14 protein-coding genes, 1 tRNA gene and 1 pseudogene are annotated in these 16,374 nt (G+C 54.3%); 2 read left to right on the forward strand and 14 right to left on the reverse strand.

Annotated features, from left to right (window positions below):
• Nucleotides 1–88: 88 nt before the first annotated feature.
• The 11 genes and pseudogenes from glmM to ACTNC3_RS03840 form a co-directional block, all read right to left on the reverse strand.
• A complete protein-coding gene (glmM, locus tag ACTNC3_RS03790) occupies nucleotides 89–1,453 on the reverse strand; it encodes a phosphoglucosamine mutase (protein ID WP_441226509.1) in 1,365 nt (454 codons plus the stop codon).
• Nucleotides 1,454–1,464: 11 nt separating this feature from the next.
• Nucleotides 1,465–2,388, reverse strand: a complete 924-nt coding sequence (gene rfbD, locus ACTNC3_RS03795; RefSeq protein ID WP_441226510.1) for a dTDP-4-dehydrorhamnose reductase — start codon at nucleotides 2,386–2,388, stop codon at nucleotides 1,465–1,467.
• A gap of 153 nt (nucleotides 2,389–2,541) precedes the next feature.
• Nucleotides 2,542–3,573, reverse strand: a complete 1,032-nt coding sequence (rfbB, locus tag ACTNC3_RS03800; protein ID WP_410042863.1) for a dTDP-glucose 4,6-dehydratase — start codon at nucleotides 3,571–3,573, stop codon at nucleotides 2,542–2,544.
• A 97-nt stretch (nucleotides 3,574–3,670) separates the two neighbouring features.
• Nucleotides 3,671–4,579 (reverse strand): glucose-1-phosphate thymidylyltransferase RfbA, encoded by a 909-nt coding sequence (rfbA, locus tag ACTNC3_RS03805; protein WP_441226511.1) that lies wholly within the window; start codon nucleotides 4,577–4,579, stop codon nucleotides 3,671–3,673.
• A gap of 190 nt (nucleotides 4,580–4,769) precedes the next feature.
• Nucleotides 4,770–5,885 (reverse strand): tRNA 2-thiouridine(34) synthase MnmA, encoded by a 1,116-nt coding sequence (gene mnmA / locus ACTNC3_RS03810; RefSeq protein WP_441226512.1) that lies wholly within the window; start codon nucleotides 5,883–5,885, stop codon nucleotides 4,770–4,772.
• Between the two features lie 4 nt (nucleotides 5,886–5,889).
• Nucleotides 5,890–7,083, reverse strand: coding sequence for an Mbeg1-like protein (locus tag ACTNC3_RS03815; protein WP_441226513.1), 1,194 nt, complete (start codon nucleotides 7,081–7,083; stop codon nucleotides 5,890–5,892).
• A 127-nt stretch (nucleotides 7,084–7,210) separates the two neighbouring features.
• A complete protein-coding gene (locus tag ACTNC3_RS03820; protein ID WP_441226514.1) occupies nucleotides 7,211–8,380 on the reverse strand; it encodes a DUF4317 domain-containing protein in 1,170 nt (389 codons plus the stop codon).
• Nucleotides 8,381–8,570: 190 nt separating this feature from the next.
• Nucleotides 8,571–9,416, reverse strand: a complete 846-nt coding sequence (locus ACTNC3_RS03825; protein WP_441226576.1) for a pseudouridine synthase — start codon at nucleotides 9,414–9,416, stop codon at nucleotides 8,571–8,573.
• A gap of 39 nt (nucleotides 9,417–9,455) precedes the next feature.
• A pseudogene (locus tag ACTNC3_RS03830) lies at nucleotides 9,456–9,536 on the reverse strand (S4 domain-containing protein); the annotation flags it as partial.
• A 156-nt stretch (nucleotides 9,537–9,692) separates the two neighbouring features.
• On the reverse strand, nucleotides 9,693–10,181 hold the full coding sequence (locus ACTNC3_RS03835) for an antitoxin (RefSeq protein WP_441226515.1): 489 nt from the start codon (nucleotides 10,179–10,181) through the stop codon (nucleotides 9,693–9,695).
• A gap of 67 nt (nucleotides 10,182–10,248) precedes the next feature.
• Entirely contained in the window at nucleotides 10,249–11,103 is an 855-nt protein-coding gene (locus ACTNC3_RS03840; protein WP_441226516.1) for a DUF3990 domain-containing protein, read from the reverse strand.
• A gap of 178 nt (nucleotides 11,104–11,281) precedes the next feature.
• Here ACTNC3_RS03840 and ACTNC3_RS03845 point away from each other — a divergent pair.
• Nucleotides 11,282–11,352: transfer RNA gene (locus ACTNC3_RS03845), tRNA-Gly, on the forward strand.
• A gap of 179 nt (nucleotides 11,353–11,531) precedes the next feature.
• Here the strand turns inward: ACTNC3_RS03845 and ACTNC3_RS03850 are convergent.
• The 3 genes from ACTNC3_RS03850 to ACTNC3_RS03860 all read right to left on the reverse strand — a co-directional run bounded on the left by ACTNC3_RS03850 (nucleotide 11,532) and on the right by ACTNC3_RS03860 (nucleotide 15,321).
• Nucleotides 11,532–12,740: a polysaccharide deacetylase family protein gene (locus ACTNC3_RS03850; RefSeq protein ID WP_441226517.1), complete on the reverse strand. Its 1,209-nt coding sequence runs from the start codon at nucleotides 12,738–12,740 to the stop codon at nucleotides 11,532–11,534.
• A 425-nt stretch (nucleotides 12,741–13,165) separates the two neighbouring features.
• A complete protein-coding gene (locus ACTNC3_RS03855) occupies nucleotides 13,166–14,203 on the reverse strand; it encodes an ATP-binding protein (protein WP_441226518.1) in 1,038 nt (345 codons plus the stop codon).
• Between the two features lie 317 nt (nucleotides 14,204–14,520).
• Nucleotides 14,521–15,321: a flavin reductase gene (locus tag ACTNC3_RS03860; protein ID WP_441226519.1), complete on the reverse strand. Its 801-nt coding sequence runs from the start codon at nucleotides 15,319–15,321 to the stop codon at nucleotides 14,521–14,523.
• Nucleotides 15,322–15,596: 275 nt separating this feature from the next.
• Between ACTNC3_RS03860 and ACTNC3_RS03865 the strand changes: the two genes are divergently transcribed.
• The gene (locus ACTNC3_RS03865) at nucleotides 15,597–16,346 is read left to right on the forward strand and encodes a DUF4358 domain-containing protein (protein ID WP_441226520.1); all 750 of its coding nucleotides are present in this window, start codon (nucleotides 15,597–15,599) and stop codon (nucleotides 16,344–16,346) included.
• Nucleotides 16,347–16,374 lie beyond the last annotated feature (28 nt).

A 16,374-nucleotide genomic window follows, 5' to 3' on the forward strand; every position in this document is an offset into this window, starting at 1 on the left:
CTTGAAAGTCTTCTCTATTATGTCTCAGTCTATCACATATGCCGCACAGTTATATGTGCGTACATCTGTATAATTTCTTATTATAGCGTCACTGAACCGTGAGGACCAGCCCCTCTTTGTTCATAACTGTGATAACCTGATCGACATAGCGCTCACACTTCTCCTCGGTGTCTGCCTCCACCATGACACGTACGAGTGGCTCGGTACCGGATGCACGAATAAGGATACGGCCATCGTTTCCGAGGGCCTCGGTCACCTCCTGTACTGCCTTCTGCACCGCCGGGTTGTTCTGTGCACTCTCCTTATCGAGGACGCGCACGTTCTTCAGCACCTGCGGGAAGACGACAAACGGAGCCGCCAGCTGCTTCAGAGACTGCTTCTTCGCAAGCATCGTCTCCATCACCTTGATGGAGGTCAGGATACCATCACCGGTCGTCGCATGACGCAGGAAGATGATGTGTCCGGACTGCTCTCCACCGAGGGAGAAGCCGTTCTGTGACATGTTTTCATAGACGAAACGGTCGCCGACCTTCGTCTTTTCATACCGGATGCCGACCTCATCGAGCGCCTTATAAAGTCCGAAGTTCGACATAACGGTGGTCACGATGGTGTTATCCTGCAGCTGTCCCTGCTCCTTCATGTAGCAGCCACAGACATACATGATCTGGTCGCCGTTGACGACACGGCCATCCTCATCGACGGCGAGGCAGCGGTCCGCATCACCGTCGTAAGCGAAGCCGACATCACAGCCCTGCTCCACAACATACTTCTGAAGCGACTCGATGTGCGTCGATCCGCACTTGTCGTTGATGTTGGTGCCGTTCGGCTCGTTGTGGATGACATGGGTATCGGCGCCGAGTGCGTCGAAGACGGACTTCGCAACCGAGGAAGCGGAGCCGTTCGAGCAGTCGAGGGCGACCTTCTTTCCCTTGAAGCTGCGGGTAGCCAGCGAGATGAGGTAACCGATGTAGCGGTTCCGGCCGGCCGCGAAGTCGATGGTGCGTCCGATATCCGCACGGGTCGCGAGCGGCACCTCCGGGGTTACACCGTCGAGGTAATCCTCGATCTTCTTTATGACATCATCACCGAGCTTCTCGCCGTTTCCGTTGATGACCTTGATGCCATTATCATAGTACGGATTATGAGAGGCGGAGATCATCACGCCACAGTCGAAGTCCTCCGAGCGGGCCACATAGGCGACGGACGGGGTCGTCGTCACATGCAGAAGGTAGGCATCTGCACCGGTCGCAGTGATCCCTGCGGCGATCGCATATTCAAACATATAGCTGGAACGTCTCGTATCCTTACCGATGACGATACGGCAGTGCTCGCCGTTTTTTCTCTGCTGTCCATAGTACCATCCGAGGAACTTGCCTACACGGAAGGCACTGTCGGCCGTCAGATTGACATTGGCCTCACCACGGTAACCATCGGTTCCAAAATATTTTCCCATTGTTTTCTCCTTTATGCTTCGCTGCTCTTCAGCGCCTCGAGATACCGTCCGACCGCATCCTGCCAGGTCGGGAGCGGTGTGAATCCGGCCTCACGAAGCTTCGACTTATCGAGGCGGGAGTTAAACGGACGGGCCGCCACGCTCGCGCCGTACTCAGCACTGGTCACCGGCACGACCTTCGTGGTATAGCCGGCCTGACGGTAGATTTCCTTCGTGAAATCATACCAGCTGATATAGCCGCCCTCGTTGGTTGCGTGGTAGTAGCCGTATTTCTCGGTCTCCAGCATGTCCACGAGCAGTCGTGCGAGGTCCAGTGTATAGGTCGGTGTGCCGATCTGATCCATGACCACGCGTACGGTATCGTGGGTCTTTCCGACGTTCAGCATGGTCTTGATGAAGTTCTTTCCGTTGAGGCCGAAGACCCAGGCGATGCGGACGATGAAATACTTCTCGAGGGTGCGGGCCACAGCCTGCTCACCGCCGAGCTTCGTCTCACCATAGTAGTTGAGCGGCGCATAATCCTTACAGTCCGGCTGCCACGGGGTCTCGCCCTGACCGTCGAAGACGTAGTCGGTGGAGATATAGATCATCTTCGCATCCACGAGCTTCGCGGCATCGGCGATGTTCTGCACGCCGTCAACATTGATCGCCTTTACCTTCGGACGGTTCGCCTCATCCTCTGCGGCGTCAACCGCGGTCCAGGCCGCACAGTGCACGATCACATCCGGATGAAGCTCGCGAATGATGGAGGAAACCTGGGCACGATTCGTGATATCCATCTGCACATACGGCATACGGGTCACCGCCGAATCATCCATCACACCGCTGTACACCGGCTGGATGTCCGTGCCGACACCCTCGTAGCCGCGTTTCGCGAGTTCGTTCATCACATCGTGACCGAGCTGACCATTGACACCTGTTACAAATACGTTCATAAAAAACCTCTTTCGTATGCCATCCACCGCCTGCAGGCTGCCCTGACAGACCGTATCCCACGCCATGATGGCGCTATGGCATCTTCGTGTTTTAGTTTCAGCCTTTAAAAAAGCAAATCCCTCACATATACATGCGAGGGATGAATCGGCTATTTACTGAAGACCCTTACCCTGTACATACATCTTCTCGAAGTAGCTCTGGTACTCGCCGGAAACGATGTGCTCCCACCACTCCTTGTTGTTGAGATACCAGTCGATCGTGACAGGGATACCGGTATCGAAGGTGTACTCCGGCTGCCAGCCGAGCTCGGTCTCGATCTTCGTCGGGTCCATCGCATAGCGGAGATCGTGGCCCGGTCTGTCCTTTACATACTCGATGAGCGACTCCGGCTTGCCGAGCGCCTTCAGGATGGTCTTCACGACCTCGAGGTTCGTGCGCTCATTGTGTCCGCCGATGTTGTAGACCTCACCTGGCTTACCCTTCCGGACGATCAGGTCGATGGCCTTGCAGTGATCGGTTACATAGAGCCAGTCACGTACGTTTGCGCCGTTGCCATATACAGGGATCTTCTCATCATTGAGCGCTCTGGAGATGACAAGCGGGATCAGCTTCTCCGGGAAGTGATACGGACCGTAGTTGTTCGAGCAGCGTGAGATCGTCACCGGGATACCGAAGGTTCTGTGGTACGCCATGACGAAGAGATCTGCACTTGCCTTCGATGCAGAGTACGGGGAAGATGCCTTGATCTTGTTGTCCTCGGTGAAGAAGAGGTCCGGACGATCCAGTGGCAGGTCGCCATATACCTCATCGGTGGAAACCTGATGGTAACGCTGGATGCCGTACTTCTTGCAGGCGTCGAGCAGGGTTACGGTACCGCCGACATTCGTCTGAAGGAAGATGTCCGGGTTCGTCACGGAACGGTCTACGTGAGACTCCGCAGCGAAGTTGATGATGACATCCGGCTTCTCCTCCTCGAAGAGCTTGAAGATGAACTCGCGGTCAGCGATGTCACCCTTGACGAACTTGTAGTTCGGCTTGCCCTCAAGCGGTGCGAGGGTCTCGAGGTTACCTGCATAGGTCAGGGCATCGAGACAGATCCACATATCCTCTGGATAGGTGTTGACTGCGAAGTGCATGAAGTTGCCGCCGATAAAGCCGGCGCCACCGGTTACGATATATTTCATAGTACATTCCTTTCCTGGATCAACGGCTGTCCGGGCGCTTCGCACCGGATACGGCCGTTATGATCATCGCTGATTTCAGATCCTCATTCAGCTATGATTACTTACCGAGCTCGTTCTGCTCTGTGATCTTATCGACATACTTGCCGTCGAGCACGTCCTTCAGGTACTTGCCGTACTCGTTCTTCTTATACATCTCGTAGGCTTCCTCGACCTTATCGCGGCCGATCCAGCCGTTGAGATACGCGATCTCCTCGAGGCAGGCGATCTTCCGGTGCTCGTGGGTCTCGATGGTGCGGACGAAGTTCGTCGCATCGACGAGAGACTCGTGGGTTCCGGTGTCGAGCCAGGTGAAGCCCTGTCCGAGCAGTGTCACATCCAGCTCGCCATTCTCGAGGTAGATGCGGTTCAGGTCGGTGATCTCGAGCTCGCCACGTGCGGATGGCTTCAGATTCTTCGCGTACTCTACGACACGGTTATCATAGAAGTAGAGACCCGTTACACAGTAGTTGGACTTCGGGTGCTCCGGCTTCTCCTCGATGGAGATGGCCTTTCCGTTCTCGTCGAAGGCGACGATACCGAAACGCTCCGGATCATCGACATAGTAGCCGAAGACGGTTGCGCCGGATTCCTTCGCTGCGGCCTGGCGGAGTGCCTTCTTGAAGCCGTGGCCGGAGAAGATGTTGTCTCCGAGGATCATCGCGACGGAATCGTCACCGATGAAGTCTGCGCCCAGGATAAAGGCCTGTGCGAGTCCATCCGGGGATGGCTGTACCTTATACTGTAGGTTGATGCCGAACTGGCTGCCGTCGCCGAGCAGGTCCTCGAAACGCGGGGTGTCGTTCGGTGTCGAAATAAGCAGGATGTCGCGGATGCCGGCGTTCATAAGGACGCTGAGCGGATAGTAGATCATCGGCTTATCATAAATCGGAAGTAACTGCTTGGAGGTTACTTTGGTCAGCGGATATAATCTCGTACCGGATCCACCGGCAAGAATAATTCCCTTCATAATGTCTCCTTTAGATGGGCGGGGACTGCGGAAATGGGCGCAGAAGCCCCGTATCTTCACATACTTATGTGGATTTTAGCACAATCATATCTCATATACAAATTTAAACTTCTTTAAAATCCGCTTAAGATGTACATTTTCGAGAGCACCTGAGGCCCTCCCGGGCCCTCGGCCTGCGCCGCTCTCCGCGTTAGCGGATCGCTTCGCGGATGGTGCCTCCGCCGACGACGGTGTCGCCGTCGTAGAGGACGACGGCCTGGCCGGTGGCGACGGCGCGTTCCGGCTGGTCGAAGCGGACGAGGACGCGGCCGATGCTGAAGCCGTGCTCGTCGCGGAGGACTTCGGCGGTAGCCGGGACTTCCTTCGCCTTGTAGCGGGTCTTTACGGTGACGCGGACAGCTTCGGTCGGTTCGTCAAATGGGATCCAGTTGAAGTGGTCCGCGATGAGGGCACTGCTGTAGAGGGCCGGGCCGGTGGTGAGGATGACTTCGTTTTTCTCCATGTCCTTCCCGCAGACGTACATCGGGGCCGGGAGGGCGAGGCCGAGGCCCTTTCGCTGGCCGATGGTGTAGCGGATGATGCCCTTATGCTCGCCGAGGATATGGCCCTCGGTGTCGACGAACTTTCCGGGTGCGAAGCACTTTCCGGTATAGTGCTCGATGAAGTCGCCGTAGTCACCGTTCACGACGAAGCAGATGTCCTGGGAGTCGTGCTTACGGGCGTTGATGAAGCCGTACTTCTCGGCGATCTCTCGAACCTCTTCCTTCGAGGCGAAGTTCCCGAGCGGAAACATGGTATGGGCGAGCTGCTGCTGCGTCAGGAAATAGAGCACATAGCTCTGATCCTTTGCGAGGTTTTTCGCCTTCTTGAGGAGCCAGCGTCCGGTCGCCGGGTCCTGCTCGATGCGGGCGTAGTGGCCGGTGACGATGACGTCGCAGCCAAGGGTCTCGGCGCGGTGATAGAGCTTCTCGTGCTTCATATAGCGGTTACAATCGATGCACGGATTCGGGGTGCCGCCCTCCTCGTAGGTCCGCACGAAGCGTTCGATGACCTGGCGGTCGAAGTCTTCGGTAAAGTTAAAGACATAGTACGGCATGCCGAGGCTCGTCGCGACCTGGCGGGCATCCTCGGTATCCTCGAGGGTACAGCAGGTATTTTCGCGACAGACATCGACGGTTTCATTATCATACAGCTTCATGGTGACACCGATGGCGTCGTAGCCGGCATCGCACATCAGCGCGGCTGCCACCGAGCTGTCGACACCGCCGCTCATCGCCACCAGGGCCTTTTTCTTTGCTTCACTCATATATTTACCTCTTAAATCCACTTTTCGCACCGGTTATCAGCACGCGGGCGCCGATGCGGGCAAACTCGCCGAGCATGTGGCGGAGCTCCTGCTGCTCCTCCTTCGGGAGCGAGGCGGCGACGCGGAGCATGTCGGCGATCAGGCGGGCCTTATCCTCGAAGAGCTCCGTGAAGGTATGGGCACCGCCGGACTGAAACGCATCAAACAGGGTCTCGATGAAGAGGATCCGCTGGTCAATGCTGAGTTCCTCGAGCCAGGTCCGCATGCCTCGTTCAGCCGCAAGGGAGGTCGCCGTCCGTTTCTCTGCTTCCACGAAATGATTTCCATAGACCTGCCAGCTGAGGGGATCATGCTGCATGATGCCCATGCCGGTGGCCTGCACCACATGATGGTCGATGTCACTCGTCAGCAGGATGCCGATCAGGGAGTTCTCTGGAATCGTCGAGACGATCTTCGGCTGAATCTGCTGATACGCCGTTGATTCCGTGATTTCCGGGAGGAAGCCCGGGCCGTCATTCGTATAGATGCGGCAGATCTGCCGGCGTACCTCCGACGCACAGAAGGCGGAGGCGTAGACGGCGAAATTGCCGCCCTTCGAGTGGCCGCCGACCATGAGGCGGAGACATTGTCCCCGGAAAAGCGCGTCGAGATAATGCACGGCGGACTGCTGCCCCGGCGTGCGGAGCTGGTACGAGAGGTTCATATCCTCCTTCCAGCCGACGATGGAATCATCGGTGCCGCGGTAGGCGACGTAGGCCGTTTCTCGTTCATCTCCCGGGAGCTGTATGCGCGCATGCGCGGCGTCGCCGGCGCCGCAGTCGAGGGCGATCGGCACCTCCCGCCCGAGCAGGAAGGTGATGGCCGAAAACTGCGCGTCCTTCGCCTCGTCGATGACATTCACATAATTTGTGAGGCGGAGGTTCTGAAAGCGTCGACTCGCGATGAGATGATCCATCACGAAGGGAGCCATGTGATAGAAGGTCGTTTCGGCTTCGATCTCTGCGCGCGTATGACGCTGATAGAAGGCCGCATACGCTTCGCGGAGCGAGATGCTCTCACCGCTGCCCGGCGGTGGCACGATCCCCTCGAAATCGGTATAGGCCAGCTCACTCAGGATGAGGTTATCCACATCGTTAAAGGGGTCGAGGCTGAAGGGCACATCGCCACGCCAGTCCAGATATTCATTGATATTTGCCATCTTACACCTCCGGTCGCCTGCAGCGGCCGAAGCACCTCGAGGGTGCCCGGCACGCTGCAGGTGGATCGTTATGGTAACAGTTTAGGCAGGGGTCCCGGAGGGGCCCCCCTGCCTGAACTGTTACTCGTTATGCTTCTGTATTTTCTGCGGAGCTCTCCGACTGGAGGTTCTGGCGGATCTTGATGCCGTTTACCTCGATGTCGTCCGCGATCGGGATGAGGAGGTACTCGCGGCCGTCAATCACACGTGTCTCGACGAGGCCGGCGTTCTCCGACTTCACATCGAGCTTCATCGTGAGGGACTTCACCACCAGGTTTTTCTGACTCTGCACATTTTCTGCGAGCAGCGGGGTCGTGTCGTCGCCGACTGCCTCATCATAGATGCGCTCGAACTGATGGAGCTGCTCGTCGTTTGCGCCGTTTCGGGCGAGGAGCTTCTTCATCTCGTTCTTATCGAGGGCGACCTGATCATCGGTTTCCTTATCCTTCTTGTTCTCCTCGATCATCTCCTTGAGATCTTCGTTGATGTTCCGGATGGTCTCGAAGGTACAGTCGCCGGAGAGGGTCGTCTCGATGATCTCACGGAAGACGTTCTGTTGGTCCTTCTCGGTGCGGCTGAGCTCGGTGCCGAGTACGTCGACGGCGATCTCCTCGTGGCGCTCCTCCGGGTGACGGGTGAAGTACAGCGCGCTGTGGATGTCGGTGTTTCGGAAATTGTAAGCCGGGAAAAGGAAGGCCGTCTCCGGATTCTTCACGCCCCAGTCGTCGGTGCGGTTCCGGAAGGTCTGCTCTGCCTTATCGTAGCAGAGGCCGTCGTGCAGGAGCTCGACCGGGCAGATGGAGCAGAGAATGAAGCTGTAGACATACTCACTGTCGAGCTCGGCGCCGTCCTTCATCTTCATCGGGATGTCGTAGACGCCGTGGCTTAAGAGGATAAGGTACTTTCCTGGGAAGGTGTAGCTACCGATCACGCGGTCGAAGAACTGCTCGACGAGCGCGTCGTCCCGAAGCTCGGACTGCTGGAGCTGGTACAGGAAGGCCTGGTGGCCGCCCTCGACCTCCTCGGCGTACGGAAACTCTACATTATATAAGTTGCGTCCGAACTTGCCGGACATAGAGCGCTTGAAGATCTCGCAGTACTTCGTCTGCTCTTCATCCGCGAGCTGGAGGAACATGTCGTGAAAGGTCGAAAGCTTCTCCTTCTCCTCGTTGACGTAGCAGGCGCGCATACGATCGATGCGGCAGTTCTGACGATTGAAACACTTCGTCTTGATCTCACTGATTGATTTTTTATCCATAATTCTCCTTTACTCCGAATCCGGACAGGAAGGGCGCCACTCACTTAGTTCAAAGTACAGAACCCAACCCAGGGTTCGTGGCGGCCATAACAGGCAAGCCTGTATGTCCTCCACGGACCCTGGGCCGGAACCTGTTCTTTGAATGCGCAATTTAGGCGCCCTTCCTGTCCGGATTCTCACTGAATATCCACTATTCAACAGAATCTTTTAGTATTTTGATTTCTTCCTGCCGGAGTTTCCGAAACTCTCCTGGTGCGAGGTCCGGGTCGAGTCGGAGGGCGCCCATCGTGATGCGGCGGAGGTAGAGGATTTCTTTTCCACCGGGGAGGGCCTTCACCATCTTTTTGATCTGGTGGAACTTGCCTTCCTGGATGGTGATTTCGACTTCGCTTACGAGTGTGTCGTCCGTGATGTCGGCGGGTTCTTCGGCGCCGATGAAGGCCGGGCCAGCGAGGCGGGTGCGGAGCAGGCGTTCACTCGTTGCGGTGAAGCCGAGCTCACGCCGGAGGGCGGCGACGGTTTTTCCGGTGCTGAGGACGCGGAGGGTGGCCGGGAGGGCAGTCAGCTTTTCGTCATAGCGGATGCCGCGGGTGAAGGCGCACTGGTCGTCTTCGGTGATGGTGCCGGTCACGATGGCGTAATAGGTTTTATCGATGTGGTGCTTCGGCACGAGGAGCTGGTGCGCGAGGGGGCCGTCGTTCGTGATGATGAGGAGGCCCTCGGTGTCCTTATCGAGGCGGCCGACCGGGAAGAGATCCTTCCGGACGCGCGCGTCCTCCGTGCTTCGGGCAATGCGGCCATCGGCATGCCCGTCCGCGGCGGATTCGGCTGCGGTCGCGGCGTGATGATCTGACGCAGAGGCATTAGCCGCGGATGCATCTGTCGATGCAGCGTCACGGATCAGGTCGACGACAGTGGTCTGTCGCCGGTCCTCGCTCGCGGACAGAACGCCCGCCGGCTTGTGAAGCATATAGTACTGCTGCTCGGCATAGCGGATCTCCGCGCCGTCGAAGCAGATGCGGTCCTCGGCGGACACCTGCGCACCCGGGTCCTTCTCCACCGCGCCGTTCACCGTCACGAGGGACTTTCGGATGGCCTTTTTCAGATCGCTGCGGGAGCCGACGCCCATATCCGCTAAAAATTTATCTAATCGCATAGGATTCCTCTTTCTCTACTTGTTTTCATAGTGTAGCATATCTCAGCGATTTCGCACTTATCGATTTTTTAGCCGTATGAACATTTTACTGTATTTTGATTCGTTACCGTCCCGTTCTCTCCGGGCCATCGAGCTGAATGATAACGAAATCCTTTATTATGCCTGTCGTATTCTTTTATAGATCGCATACTGTCGCTTGAGTTCCTGTGCTTCATCCTGCTCGAAGGACAGTCCCTTCGCTTCGAGGATTCTTTCTATGGCCTGGGCCGGGTCCATCGTATGATAGGGCAAGAAGACGTTTCGTAATTCCTGTGGTTTCACGATTCTGTAAATCTGTGATGAACTGAAGTCATACGCGAGCGCAAAATACCGATAAACATAGCCGATCCAGTACATTTCGTTCCGCGTGTACTTCACGGAGCCATAGCTTGAGACACCATATTCTTCGTTCAGCAGATCCAGAATATCATTCGGCTGAACATTCGTCTCCAGAATCGAAGTATTATCGAGTTGCTTTGCGATGCTGCTGTTCATAAAACGGCGTATAAATATCGGCGAGCTGGAGTGAATTCTTTCTACCGAATTCTCAAACACGCTTGCCTGAAGGACACACAGAATATATCCATCATTGTCAACTTTTTTCATCCTAACCTCCTTCTGGAATCTTCGCTGGAAGCGCTTGTGACTACTGCACGCAGGAAGCATTGTCCGCTCAGACCAGAATTTCATCGATGTACAGCCCCTGACCACGATACTGCTTCCGGGCCAGCTTGACTTTATCGTCCCCCAGCTTCGCTTTATCGCTCCGAAGCTTTTTGAAATACGCTCTTTCATTTGCGGATATATAACAGCGCTCGATCAGACGGGTCTTCGCCACGGCCTGCTCACTTGTCAGGATATACTGCATCCCCAGGTTCGTCGCTGCGAGACAATGCTTACACTGCTCGTCGGTCAGTTCACCATTTATAAAGGCGTTGATAATCTGAAACATGCGGTTGTCTGCGATGGGTGCGATGATATAATCACATGCTCTTGACTTCTCTATCAGTTTTTGAATCGTCGGATGATCCCTGTACTCATCCAGAGAGCCACGATAATACGCAATCGTCATCATCCACTCCTGATCGACAGCGTATTTCCTGCATTTTAGATTTGAAACGTCAAAATTCAGAAAGTATACGGATGACTGATCGAAGCCGGAGACGAAGGAAAGCGCCTGCTCATAACTTTCCCATGCATAAAACCCCTGTCCGAAGTCATTATTCTTTCGACCACGGGTAAGATCGATGGCACCGTGGATTTCACTTTTTGCACCATGAAACAACAGCTTCTGATGCGTCGCCAGCTCATCCCGCCAGAGCATTTCCTTCAGCTTATTTATTCTGATTTTCTTCTGAAACGCATAGGCGTAGACACTCTCCAGAAGCTTCGCTGAGGGCGTGGTTTTCCCTAACTCGCTTCGAGAAATCGTCACCTGTTCTACATCGATTATTTCGGCCAGTTCGCTCTGTGAAAGTCCGAGTATTTCCCGTATGGCCATCAAATCACTGGAAAAATTATAGTCCATATGTCTCACCTCAACTTGTTTATAACATATTACTTAAACAAGTTCAATCTGGTGATGATCAACAATCATGTAAGCGTTCAGGTGAGGTGTTTTCTTCATCCCGGTTGATTTTCAAAAATACCAAAATACAAATTGTGATTGAAAAATTCTGATATTCGGCGTAGAATATATATATTATGCGGCTGTAGTACATCGGTAGTACGCTGGCTTCCCAAGCCAGATAGGCGGGTCCGACTCCCGTCAGCCGCTTTTTTTGTTGCCTGGAAATCGTCCGGCATGCCATGTGCCACTTTTCGATGTTCAGAAATCACCTGGAAATCATCGAAGAGCCAACGAGGGAAACAGCGGAAAAATGGTGATGAAAAAGACGCTTGTCTGACCAGATTATCCAATCCGGTCAGGCAAACGTCTCTTTTGATTTCTGGTATTTATGTTTCCGCGACAGGGCTTTCTGCAACACTGCTCTCGGCTACAGGTGCCAGGGCTGCTTCCGAGGCTGCGACCGGTGCCGCGTCGGTAGCGGCCACCGCTTCCGTAGCCGGAGCGGCCTCGGTCGGCTGTGGTCGGAAGGCGCTGTACTGCTTGCCGTTTCCGCCGGCGACAGCAGCCTGCCGGAACTGGATGAGCTCAGACACCGTCACCATCTGGTAGCCCTGCTGATTCAGCCATGGAATCACCGTGTCACAGGCCTGCGAGGTGGCATCATACAGCTCATGCATGAGGACGATGTCTCCATCCTTGATGCTTCCCTGGATGGCATCGATCGTGGACTGTGCGTTTTTCGTCTTCCAGTCGAGCGTATCGATCGACCAGAAGATCATCGGCATCGTAAGGGTACTCTTCACATCCTCGGATGTAATGCCGCCCGGAAGGCGGGCAAGGGTCGGCGTGACGCCGGTCAGCTCCTGGACCTTCTGATTCGTTTTATCAAATTCACTGCGGATATAGTCGACGCCCTTCTTCGACAGCTTCTCATCATGATCCCAGCTGTGGTTTCCGACCTCGTGGCCGTCTGCCACCATGCGCTTCACTTCATCCGGATCCTTATCGATGCGTTCACCGACGACGAAGAAGGTACCGCGGCCGTTATTGGCTTCGAGGACATCCATCAGATGGTTTCCGACGGACGACTTCGGACCGTCATCCCAGGTGAGCGCCACCATCGGCTTCGTGATGTCGAGATAGCGGCCGTTCGAGAGGACATGGGTCGGGTCGGCGATGTCGGTACCGGTCGTGGATGCACTTCCTGTTTCGCCATTCGCCAGATTCGTACTGATGCCATCCCCGAGTGCACTCGCATCACTGGCAGCATCACCCGGTGTGTTCGCTGTGACGGCGTCGCTCATCGCGGCACCGGTGCTTTCCGTCACATCGATACTACTGTGATCCCGCTGGATGTCGATATCCTGCATGGCGTTGACAGCATTCTGACGACTGGTCTCGATGTAGTTCGCGATGTAGGAAAGTCCCTTAAAGCCCAGGAAGCAGATGAGAATCAGTGTGATCAGCACGAAGGCTCTCGCCTGATATGCCCGCTTCCGTGCCGCCTTCCGGCGACGCGCCAGCGCCCGCTGCCTGCGGTAGTATTCCTTCTCAGCTTCCGTCAGCACACGGCGACGGCCGTGCGCAGTGCTCATAGAAGCGCTTCGGGGCTGGGCGGAACGTGAAGAGGAGACGCTACTCCGATACCGCGTAGGTGTACTGCTTCGACTCTGCGCCGAACGCGAAGAGGACGTACCACGTCCGCTTCCTCGATTCCCGCCACTGCTTTCAGATCTGCCAGTGGAGCGATATGCACCAGCATCATAGGCAGCAGAAACAGGTCGCCGTCCATTCGAACTGCGACCCGTCTGATTTCTATTCAGATTTTGAGTCATTCCCCTCGCCATGCGACAGTACACCTGCTCCCTGCACGAAAATCGTCACCTGATGCATTCATTTTACCACAGAATGTCCCGTATAATTATTAATTCGTCTTAACCTTTTGGAACGGAAGTGCCCGAATAATATAACTTCATTTTCTATGTCATGAAATCTCGCTGCTACCTGTTTCTTCTATGGATCAAAATGCCCCGTATGCCTCGACAAATTCCTTAAATCTCGGCAGGGCAAAGGAAATCTTTCCATACTGACTGACATCGATGATGCCGTGATCCTTTAAGCGTCTGCGGTACTGGTTGAATTTATTGCCATCCATCTCTGCCTGCATGGCAATGTCTTTCGTTTTTCCACCTTCATTCCCCGCGATGCTCATGACCACCTTTCGATCCATATCGGACAGATCCATCCAGAGCCGGTGATAGGACGCATCCGCCAGCTGCGCATCGAACTTGTTCAGCAGACTTCGCGTCGGAAAATCCCCCGGTTCATTCCAGTAGAGGTAGCCCAACACCTGAAAGGCATACGAATATCCCTTCGTCATCGAGGCCATAGCGCCCGCCTGCTTATCCGAAATATCAAATATTCTCTGATATGTCTGCGCCATCGCTACGATATTCAGCGGCTCCATCGTAATCTTCGGTGTTCGATACAGAAACGTTAAATTCGGAACATTTTTCAGCTTCTCGATTTCTTCAAATAAACCAGTGCCGATAAAATAAATTGGTCGGTTATTCGTGATAAACATCTGAAGCGCACTGGAAAACTTCCGCATCTGAGGTGTATCCGTGATCTCATCGATGGCCACCAGAATACTCATCTTTTTCTTTTCGAACAGCTCGAGCAGTCCATCAATTTCGGCATTTACACTCTGCTCCGTACTCTTCATACTGATATTGAGATGGGAGGTCCCAAATGTGATGGTGGATTCTTTCGCCTTCCCACCGGCAGTTTTCAAGGTTTTCAGAAGCGTATCCAGGATATCATCCAGCGGACTGATCTTGATCACCATCCAGTGATCCAGTTCTTTGATGCGCTCACAAATCGCCGTCATGGTTACCGTTTTACCACTTCCACGCACACCCGTGATCATATAGTTCTGAATCGTTACCGGCTCACAGGTAAAGGTTTCAACTACCTGATCGATGACACTGCTTCGCACGATATATTCCGGTGGGATACGCCCAAACGATAAACTGAATGGATTCTTAGCGCGACTCATCCTCATGCTCCTTTCGTTTCTTCACAGCGGACATTCTGATTTCATTTCTGTATTTCCAAAACCGTTTTACATCTTTTTACAAACTTTTACATCTTTCGCTTTGTTTTATAAGTTTTTACATCCTTTTACATCTCTGGATTCATTTTACATCCTTTTACATCATTTTACAAGTTTTCATATTATAAAGGCTCCGACAGTATCCATATTATACAGAATCCAGTTCTCATATTATAAAGAATCCAACCGTTTCCTTGATGAAGAGAACCCGACACCGTCGATGCTTCATTCTGCATCCACTGCGTCGGGTTTATTTTGGCTCAGATTTTTCCGTTTCTGTTCTTTGATGGCGAAGTTTTTCTGTCCTTCGTAAACTTCCGTGCGTTCGTAGCTTTCACGACTGACTTCGAGCTTTCAGATTGCGCGGGTGCTGCTTTTTTATTCTTCTCTGGATTTGCAGATTTCGTGACTTTTCTCGACTTCGAAGATTGTGCGGATACCGTTTTCTCGATTTTTGAAGACTTCACCGTTTTCGTAGATTTCACTGGTTTTGCCGGTTTCTTCCGAACGGAGTAGCCGAAGCTGCCGAGCTTCTCGCCGAGGGACATGTAGTCTCCGTGACTGTAGGCGACGAGCCCTACCTGATCCATATGAAAGGCACCCTTTTCATCGATGTAGCGGTCATCGACATCGACCGCAACGACCTCTGCGAGGAACATGTCATGTGTGCCGAGCGGGAGCACCTGCGTCACCTTACACTCGATGGAGACCGGTGCCTCCTCGATGGTCGGCGCAGCGACGACACTCGCCTGACCTTCATGCAGATTCATTTCTTTCCACTTATCGACCTGATCGAGGCTTCGGACGCCACAGTAACCGAGTGCACGCACGAGCTCCTCACTCGGAAGGTTGATGACGAACTCGCCGCTCTCTACCAGCATCGGATAGCTCGCCCGGCTTTTTCGCACGGAGATATAGGCCATCGGCGGGTCGGAACAGATCGGGCCGGTCCACGCAATCGTGATGATGTTCGACTTCCCGGACGCATCCCGGAGGCTCACCATCACCGCCGGCACCGGATATATGAAATTACCTGGTTTCTGAAATGTGATTTTACTCATAAAACTCCTGCTGTTCATCTGTTATGTTCTTTTTCAGCGCACTTGCGCTGATTCATCTGATTTTCAGTATACTATTCGAAAGGTGACTTTTCATCTTAAATATCGCGACGCACTGTAGTAAACTGTTTATCCGGGTAACGCCACACAAAAACCGTGGGAAGCATTGTCGAAACGTATTTAAAAAGTTATAATAGCGCGTTGTAGGAAGACCATGGAGAGCTGCCGGATCAGCGGCGGTTCCATTCACTATAGTATAGTAATAAGGGATATTGATTATGAAAAAGAGATTTATGACCGTGGCTATGCTGGCTGCTTCCATGCTGGTGCTGAACGCCTGTGGCTCAGGCAATGCGGAAGCCGTGACAACGGCGGCAGTCACCAGTGCAGCAGCGGAAACCACTACAGCGACCGAGGAAACCACCACAGCAGCAGAAACCGCGGTAGCGGAGGAAACAACGACCGCTGTGGAAGAAACCACTGCTGCAGCGGAGGAGTCAAAGGACGAGAAGGAAAGCGCCGAGGCGGAGTCGAAGGATGAGAAGGCCGTAAAGGATGAGACAAAGGCAGACGAGAAGAACGAAGCCGCTGCACAGGACGCGAAGGCGGAGGAAACCACCGCTGCTGAGACGAAGGCGGCTTCCACCGGTGCCGCACCAGCGGATATCTACAGTAAGCTCACCAGCTACCTGCCGAGCATGGTCAGCTTCGATGACAGCTATATCTCAAACTACTACGGCATCGACGCCTCTCAGCTCGACGGCTATGTCTTCGCTGCCGCCGAGGATGTCACCCAGGCCGATACCGTCGTGATCTTAAAGGCGAAGGATGCATCCAGTGTCAGCACGCTGTCGAGCCAGCTCGCGACCGTAAAGCAGCAGAAGGAGGCGGAGCTTCAGGACTACAACCCGACCGCTTACCAGGTGGCTGCTGCCGGCTTCGTAAAGACCTCCGGCAACTACGTTTATCTCATCATGTCCGGAAACGCATCCCAGATCGATCAGGTGATCTCCGCAAACGTAGGCTGATCCACAGCTTTTCGCCTGACAGCACACG

The sequence above is a fragment of the Oribacterium sp. HCP3S3_B9 genome (assembly GCF_052064255.1).
Taxonomy (GTDB): domain Bacteria; phylum Bacillota; class Clostridia; order Lachnospirales; family Lachnospiraceae; genus Oribacterium.

Excerpts from the sequence above, each read along its gene's own strand:
- glmM (WP_441226509.1), bottom strand. The coding sequence starts at position 1,453 with ATGGGAAAATATTTTGGAACCGATGGTTACCGTGGTGAGGCCAATGTC.
- rfbD (WP_441226510.1), bottom strand. The coding sequence starts at position 2,388 with ATGAACGTATTTGTAACAGGTGTCAATGGTCAGCTCGGTCACGATGTG.
- rfbB (WP_410042863.1), bottom strand. The coding sequence starts at position 3,573 with ATGAAATATATCGTAACCGGTGGCGCCGGCTTTATCGGCGGCAACTTC.
- rfbA (WP_441226511.1), bottom strand. The coding sequence starts at position 4,579 with ATGAAGGGAATTATTCTTGCCGGTGGATCCGGTACGAGATTATATCCG.
- mnmA (WP_441226512.1), bottom strand. The coding sequence starts at position 5,885 with ATGAGTGAAGCAAAGAAAAAGGCCCTGGTGGCGATGAGCGGCGGTGTC.
- ACTNC3_RS03815 (WP_441226513.1), bottom strand. The coding sequence starts at position 7,083 with ATGGCAAATATCAATGAATATCTGGACTGGCGTGGCGATGTGCCCTTC.
- ACTNC3_RS03820 (WP_441226514.1), bottom strand. The coding sequence starts at position 8,380 with ATGGATAAAAAATCAATCAGTGAGATCAAGACGAAGTGTTTCAATCGT.
- ACTNC3_RS03835 (WP_441226515.1), bottom strand. The coding sequence starts at position 10,181 with ATGAAAAAAGTTGACAATGATGGATATATTCTGTGTGTCCTTCAGGCA.
- ACTNC3_RS03840 (WP_441226516.1), bottom strand. The coding sequence starts at position 11,103 with ATGGACTATAATTTTTCCAGTGATTTGATGGCCATACGGGAAATACTC.
- ACTNC3_RS03850 (WP_441226517.1), bottom strand. The coding sequence starts at position 12,740 with ATGAGCACTGCGCACGGCCGTCGCCGTGTGCTGACGGAAGCTGAGAAG.
- ACTNC3_RS03855 (WP_441226518.1), bottom strand. The coding sequence starts at position 14,203 with ATGAGTCGCGCTAAGAATCCATTCAGTTTATCGTTTGGGCGTATCCCA.
- ACTNC3_RS03860 (WP_441226519.1), bottom strand. The coding sequence starts at position 15,321 with ATGAGTAAAATCACATTTCAGAAACCAGGTAATTTCATATATCCGGTG.
- ACTNC3_RS03865 (WP_441226520.1), top strand. The coding sequence starts at position 15,597 with ATGAAAAAGAGATTTATGACCGTGGCTATGCTGGCTGCTTCCATGCTG.